Origin of the sequence: Nitratidesulfovibrio liaohensis (assembly GCF_011682075.1) — a bacterium.
Lineage (GTDB): Bacteria > Desulfobacterota > Desulfovibrionia > Desulfovibrionales > Desulfovibrionaceae > Cupidesulfovibrio > Cupidesulfovibrio liaohensis.
Genome location: NZ_VSMK01000131.1, coordinates 1 through 6,195 on the forward strand (window position 1 = coordinate 1; position 6,195 = coordinate 6,195).

Here is a 6,195-nt window from a genome sequence, read left to right on the forward strand (position 1 = left end):
GGCGCCCATGCGGGCGCGCAGGTCCGCGTCGGTGGCCAGCCGGGCCAGGGCGTCGGCCAGCGCCGGCACGTCCACAACGGTCTGCTGGGCCAGCAACAGGTGGTACTGACTGTCGAAGAGCACCGGCGCCAGCATGTCCACGTCGGACGTGGCCAACGGGGCCAGGGTGGGTACGGTGAATCCCGTTTCGCCGTGCACCACGATATCGCGATAGCCGTCGTAGTCGGAAACCACGGCGGGCAGCCCGGCGGCCCCGGCTTCCACGAGGGTAAGTCCGAAGGTTTCCTGCATGTTGTCCACGGGAGACACGAACACGTCCGCCGCCGCGAACAGCGCGGCCCGGTCCGCGTCGGATGGCGAAGGGACAACCCGGGTGCGGATGCCCAGCCGCCCGGCCAGGCCGGTGATGCGGGCCGGGGTGTCATCTCCCGGCTTCACGAACCCGGCCACCACCAGCAAGAAGCCGCCGCGGGCCAGGCCCAGCCCCTCTGCCCGTTGCAGGGCGCGCAGCAGGGGCAACAGGTCCATCTTGGAATAGTGGGCGATGCGCGCGAACACCAGCAACACCGGCTCCGCGTCCACACCCAGCCGCTGGCGCATGTCCGCCCGCAGCACCGCCTGGCCCTGCGGCTCGCCCTGCCGCCCGCCACGAAGATGGGCGGCACCGGACGCCGCGTGCAGGAAGTCCGCGTCCACGCCCAAGGGGATGCGTTCCACGTGCGGCGCGGGATATGCCTCCTCGTCCAGGCCGTAGGCGCGGCGCAGGTGCTCGAACATGCGCAGCACCACCGCCTGCCCGGCCGTGGAGGTGGCCACCACCGCGTCGCGCGCCGTGGTGCCCGGCCACAGGTGGGCCAGAAACCGGCTGGGGTAGCGGGCGTAGCTGAGCGAATGGGTGACCCCGGTCACCGGAAACAGCACCGGCGCGTGCGCGTTGCGCAGCCGGGCCACGTGGGGCTGGTCGGTGACGCTGTCCGACAGGTGAAAGCAGTGGTAGGGCTTGCGCGCCAGCATCCAGGCCAGATCGTTGCGGGTGGACACCCGGAACCCGTTGCGCGAGACGATGGCCGGAAATTCTTCGCGCAGGCGGGTTTCCGTGGCTTTGGCCACGTCCAGTCCCGGCAGAAAGAAATGGTACTCCGGAAACGGGTCGGCCCGCAGCAACGCCCGCATGAAACCCGCATTGGCCACGGGACGGCCCATGATCTCTCCGGTTTCAAGGAAGGGGTGCAGGGTACCCCAGGCGCGTTTGGTGCTCATGGTGCAGCAAAGACACAACTTGTCGAGGCTGTCAAACCGTTTGGAGGCCCCGCGCCCTGCACCCAGCCCGAGCCCGGACCTGTCTCTTCCACGCCCGGTACCGCATGCCCCAATCACGCACACGCCTGCCCTCAATCCTGCCCTGCCCGCCCCCGGCAAAGCTTGCCGCTGCTGTCCACTGTTCGTCCACCATCCGTCCGTCCCTACCCGGCCCAACCGCGTCTGCTCCGCATCACACGCAACATGGACCAGTTCTTGCTACATCCCGTGCAACGTCGCGTTTCCGACGCCTGCCGAGCCCTGCGCCGCAACCGGCACGGGCCCCGCAATGCATGACCTTGTTCCCACGCCGCACACCCCTGGGGGGGGAGACCGGACCATGAAAAAGACACCGCAACATGCCATGTGGACCATGGGCCTTTCCAAGGCCGATGCGGGATTGCTGGCCGCCCACGCGGGCAGCGACTACCGCATCGTCGCCCTGCCTCCGGGGCGTGCGCCGTCCGCCCTGGAAATGGAGCGCGACGATCCGTGCCTGTTCTGGCTCACGTCCGAAGCGTGGACCGCCATCGCCAGCCAGCGCGAAGGCAAATCGCAGCATCTCGACCTTGTCCCGCGCGTGCTGGTGCTGGAGCCCGGCTACTCGCGCGAGGAAATAGAACGGGCGCTGGACAGCAGCTTCACCGATGTCATCAAACCGCCGCTCACCCGAGCCCGCGTGCTGGACGTGCTGCGCCGCGCGGTGGAAACGCGCAACCTGTACCACGACATCCTGCGCATGACGCGCGAGATATTCCTTGAGCGCGAAATGCTGGCCCGCAAGAACGACACCCTGTCATTCCTGGTGACCTTTCTGACGCGGGCCACCGAAAGTCTGGACCCTGCGGAAATCCTGGGCAAGGTGCGTGAAGATCTTTCGCTGCTGCTGCCGGTAACGGCGGTGCACGGCATCTTCTGGCCCCCTGTGCCCGAGGGAGGCGCGCTGGAGGCGGAGCTGTTCGTGGCTACCGCGCCAGACTGCCCGGTGAACGTGCAGTGGGTGGACCTGCTGCTGGAATCGGCACGGCGCCTGGGCAACGCCCCCGTGGCGGGCTACCGCGTCACCCACGTGCCCGGCATGGCCGAACTGCTTGACGCCGCCGGCTGCGCCGTGGACCCCGGGCAGCCCCCCGTGCCCGGCCGGGTGATCCTGATGCCGTTGCGCACCGGTACCGAAGCCATGGGAGCACTGGCCATCCTGACCGACGGCAGCCAGACCATGGGCAAGGACCAGGCCCAGGCACTGGATTCGGCCATGAAGCACCTTGCCCTGGCGCTGAAGAACGCCATGGTCTATCGCGAGGTGAAGTTGCAGGCCGACCACGACGCACTGACCCGGCTGCACAACCGCCGCAGCTTGGACGAACGGCTGCGCACCGAATTCGAACGGCACCGCCGCTACGGCCACGCCATGAGCCTGCTGCTACTGGACCTGGACCACTTCAAGGCCATCAACGACACCTATGGCCACCTTGCGGGCGATGCGGTGCTGCGCGAACTGGCCGACGTGCTGCGCAACTCCATCCGCACCACGGACTTCGCGGCCCGCTACGGTGGCGAGGAATTCGTGGTCATCCTGCCGCACACGGACGAGGCGCAGGGCCACATGCTGGCCGAACGGCTGCGCCACCGCATCGAACAGTGCCGGGTGCAGCACCACGGGGTGCAGCTTTCGGCCACGGTGAGCATTGGCGTGGCGGGCTTTCGCCCCGGCGCCTTCGCCAACGTGGAGGAACTGGTGCGCGAGGCCGACCGGGCGCTGTACCTGGCCAAGGCCAATGGCCGCAACGTGGTGTGCACCATGTCCGGCTGCGACGACGCCAAGGCTGCCGGGTAACCGGACAAGATCACGAAAAATGAGGCGGGGCGCTCCGAAAGGGGCGCCCCGCTTGCGTTGGGTCCGTTGCGACAAGGACCGGGCCGCGTCCATGCCGGAGCCTGCGGCCATGCCGGGGCATTGCGCAGCCATCCATCGAATGGCGCAATCGCACCCTGCTTCAATCCCTCCTGCCGATCAGGCCGCCGCACGGCCTGTCAGGCCACCATGCCGCACCTTGCCGCACCACGGGTGACACAAACTCCCCTTCGGCCCGGGCCTGCCGCAGCCGTGCCACCACCTGCCCGGCAACCATGGTGGTAAACCGGATGCAGGCCTGCATGTCGGTCTGTTCGCCAAAGGCGTGCAGCAAATCGCAACAGCGAATGCTGCCATGCGCGGCCAGCGCATCCTCGCGCACCGTGCGGGCCAGCCGCGCCGCAAGATCCCAGTTGGCTCCGGGGCGTTCGCGTCCGCACAGTGCGCCTATGGCCAGCACGCCCCCAGCCACTGCCCCGCACATTTCCTCCTTGCACCGGCCCACGCCGCCCCCAAAGGCAGTGGCCAGCCGCACCTGCGCCGGAACATCAAGGCCGAATGCCTGCGTTACGACCAGAAACACGGCCTCGGCGCAATTGAACCCGGCCTTGAAAATTTCCCGCGCCTGCTCCCGCGCTGCATCAGTTTCCACGAAGATACCCTCTGTTTTACGTGCTGTCCGGCGTATCGCGCTGTCACCAAATATCTAATGCGCCGCATACACGTTGCTCAAAATCGAATCCAACGATACCTTTCGATGCGGTCAATCGCGGTTTCCGAACGATCAAGAGGACGGACATGGAACTACGCGACCTCAGAACCTTTGCAGCAGTGGCGCGCCTGCTCAGCTTCCATCGGGCGGCGACGGAGCTGAACGCCGCACAATCCACGGTTTCCGCGCGCATCGCCGCGCTGGAAACGGAACTGGGCGTCCGGCTGTTCGAACGGCTGGGCCGCCGCGTGGCCTTGACGGAAGCGGGCGAGCGGCTGGTCCAGTACGCGGCCAAGCTCATCGACGTGGAAGACGAGGCCAGGGCATGGGTTACCGGAGAATCGCGACTGCGCGGCCTGCTGACGGTGCGCGTGCCTGAATCGCTCTGCGCGTACCGCCTGCCGCCGGTCATCGCCGCGTTTCGCCGCCGCCACCCGGAAGTGGCCCTGCACCTGACCGCATGCACCCTGAACGGGCTTGAAAAGGATCTGCGCCAGGGCATCACCGACCTGGCCTTCGTCATGGCCGACAGCGTGCGCGGCGGCGACCTGAACGTGGAAGCCCTGGGCATGGAACCGCTGGTGCTGGTGGCCGCGCCGCATCACCCACTGGCCACGCGCGAACGCGTCACCGCCCGCGACCTGCACGGCGTCACGCTGGTGCTGTCCACGGCGGATTGCGCCTACCGCACGGTGATCGAGGAAGCCCTGGCAGCCGAAGGCGTGCAGCCCGCCGCCGGGCTGGAATTTTCCAGCGCGTCGGCCCTGCGCGGCTGCGTGGCATCCGGCGTGGGGATTACCCTGCTGCCCGAGGCCGTCGTGCGCGACGAACTGCGCGCGGGTACCCTGCGCGCGCTGGCCTGGGCGGACCAGCCCTTTGAAACGGCGGTGCTCATGGTGCGCCACCGGGGCAAGTGGGTGTCTCCGTACATGGACACCTTCATGGAGCTGTGCCGCGCCGCCTGTGCGGACGCCGCCGGGACCAAGGCCCGCCCGGAGGCCGTCTGGGACTTCCCCTGCCCCATGGCGGACGTGGCTACCATCCTGGAACCGCCCAAACCCGCCGCCAATGCCAAGGAGCGTCCGGACAGCACAGGACAGCCAGGCGAGGTGTACGCCGTGGAGTCGTCACCCGTTCCGTCCGTACCCGATGCGCCCGATGCGCCTGATGTGTCTGACACGCCTGATGCGCCCGATGCGTCTGACACGCCCGATACGGCTGACACTTCCGATACGCCTGATACGCCGGACATGCCGGATGGCGAACAGTTGCTCCCTCTTACGAAAGTCAGCCCCGAGCACGCGCCGGAACAGCCAGTCGATCTGGCGGACAACCTTCTTGCTGACGAACCGGACGAGCTTGCGCCAGACGAACTTGCGCCAGACGAACTTGCGCCGGACGCGCTTGTGCCAAAGAAACTGACACCGGACGACGAACCGGGTGGCCTCATGAATGGGCAACCTGATTCCAGCGCCGTACCGTGGGCCGATTCCTGGGCCGAACAGGAATTCATGGACGATGCGGACACCGGCCCGGAAACGGTCTGGGGCGGCCTGCCAGACATGGCACCCGAATTGGACATGGCACCGGGGACGGAGCCCGAGACGTTGCTTGATACGATGCCCGAGATGCCATCCGGGATCCTGCCCGAAGCCTTCAGGGATCTGCCATGGCAAGACCCGGGCGATTGCAGCGGTTTTGACCCGGCCGATGGCCCCTGCGCCAGCGAGGATGATGGGCCGGACACCAGCGGGGCTTACGGGCCGGACAGTGGTATGGACATGCCCCAGCACGCCCCGGAATCGCTGTCCCTGCCAGACGACGAGGCCGAACCGGCACCACGCGCCGTGCCCGCTGCGGTCAGCATGACCCCGGAAATCCGCCAGCCGTCGCTGTGGGACATGTCGGCAACTTCCGGCCAGCCGCCGGTATCAGCCGTGCCCGCCCCAGAAGCGAGCGGGCCGGAGGGAACGGAGGCGCCGCCCGCGCCCCATGGACAGGCGCAACAAAACGAGCAGGCCGCCCACATACGCGAACACGCTCGCCCCGCCCCGGCGGAACGCGCGGCAGAGTCCGCCCCAGAGCCTTCCCAGGAAGCGCCGCAGTGGCTGTCGCTGCTGCCCCCCAAACGCTGAGGACGCACCCCACGCCCGCCGGAACAAGCCCCCCTTCCGCATCTGCCGTCCGCGATCGCCAGACGACACTGGCGGACCACAGTGGCGGACGGCACCGGCCACGCCATGCACACACGCCGACTCGGTCAGGCGTGTCGGCATGCCTGACCGCGCGCCGTGACCTGACCGCCCCCCTCGCGGCTTGACCCGGCGCG

Annotated in this window: 4 protein-coding genes; 2 read left to right on the forward strand and 2 right to left on the reverse strand. The window is 68.1% G+C overall.

Features of this window, described 5'->3' with window-relative positions; translation table 11 throughout:
- A partial coding sequence (locus tag FVW27_RS05685) for a glycosyltransferase (protein ID WP_167123480.1) occupies positions 1 to 1,260 on the reverse strand: 1,260 nt, incomplete at its 3' end.
- Positions 1,261 to 1,639: 379 nt separating this feature from the next.
- Between FVW27_RS05685 and FVW27_RS05690 the strand changes: the two genes are divergently transcribed.
- Positions 1,640 to 3,136 (forward strand): GGDEF domain-containing protein, encoded by a 1,497-nt coding sequence (locus tag FVW27_RS05690; RefSeq protein ID WP_167123482.1) that lies wholly within the window; start codon positions 1,640 to 1,642, stop codon positions 3,134 to 3,136.
- Positions 3,137 to 3,296: 160 nt separating this feature from the next.
- On the opposite strand, the gene FVW27_RS05695 is transcribed toward FVW27_RS05690, so the two are convergent.
- Complete coding sequence (locus tag FVW27_RS05695) at positions 3,297 to 3,806, reverse strand: C-GCAxxG-C-C family protein (RefSeq protein ID WP_167123484.1); 510 nt, start codon at positions 3,804 to 3,806, stop codon at positions 3,297 to 3,299.
- 146 nt (positions 3,807 to 3,952) lie between these two features.
- On the opposite strand from FVW27_RS05695, the gene FVW27_RS20600 reads away from it, so the two are divergent.
- Complete coding sequence (locus tag FVW27_RS20600) at positions 3,953 to 6,001, forward strand: LysR family transcriptional regulator (protein WP_208294652.1); 2,049 nt, start codon at positions 3,953 to 3,955, stop codon at positions 5,999 to 6,001.
- Positions 6,002 to 6,195 lie beyond the last annotated feature (194 nt).

What these genes read in the sequence shown, in the direction of transcription:
- FVW27_RS05690 (WP_167123482.1), top strand. Translation starts at nt 1,640, where the DNA reads ATGAAAAAGACACCGCAACATGCCATGTGGACCATGGGCCTTTCCAAG.
- FVW27_RS20600 (WP_208294652.1), top strand. Translation starts at nt 3,953, where the DNA reads ATGGAACTACGCGACCTCAGAACCTTTGCAGCAGTGGCGCGCCTGCTC.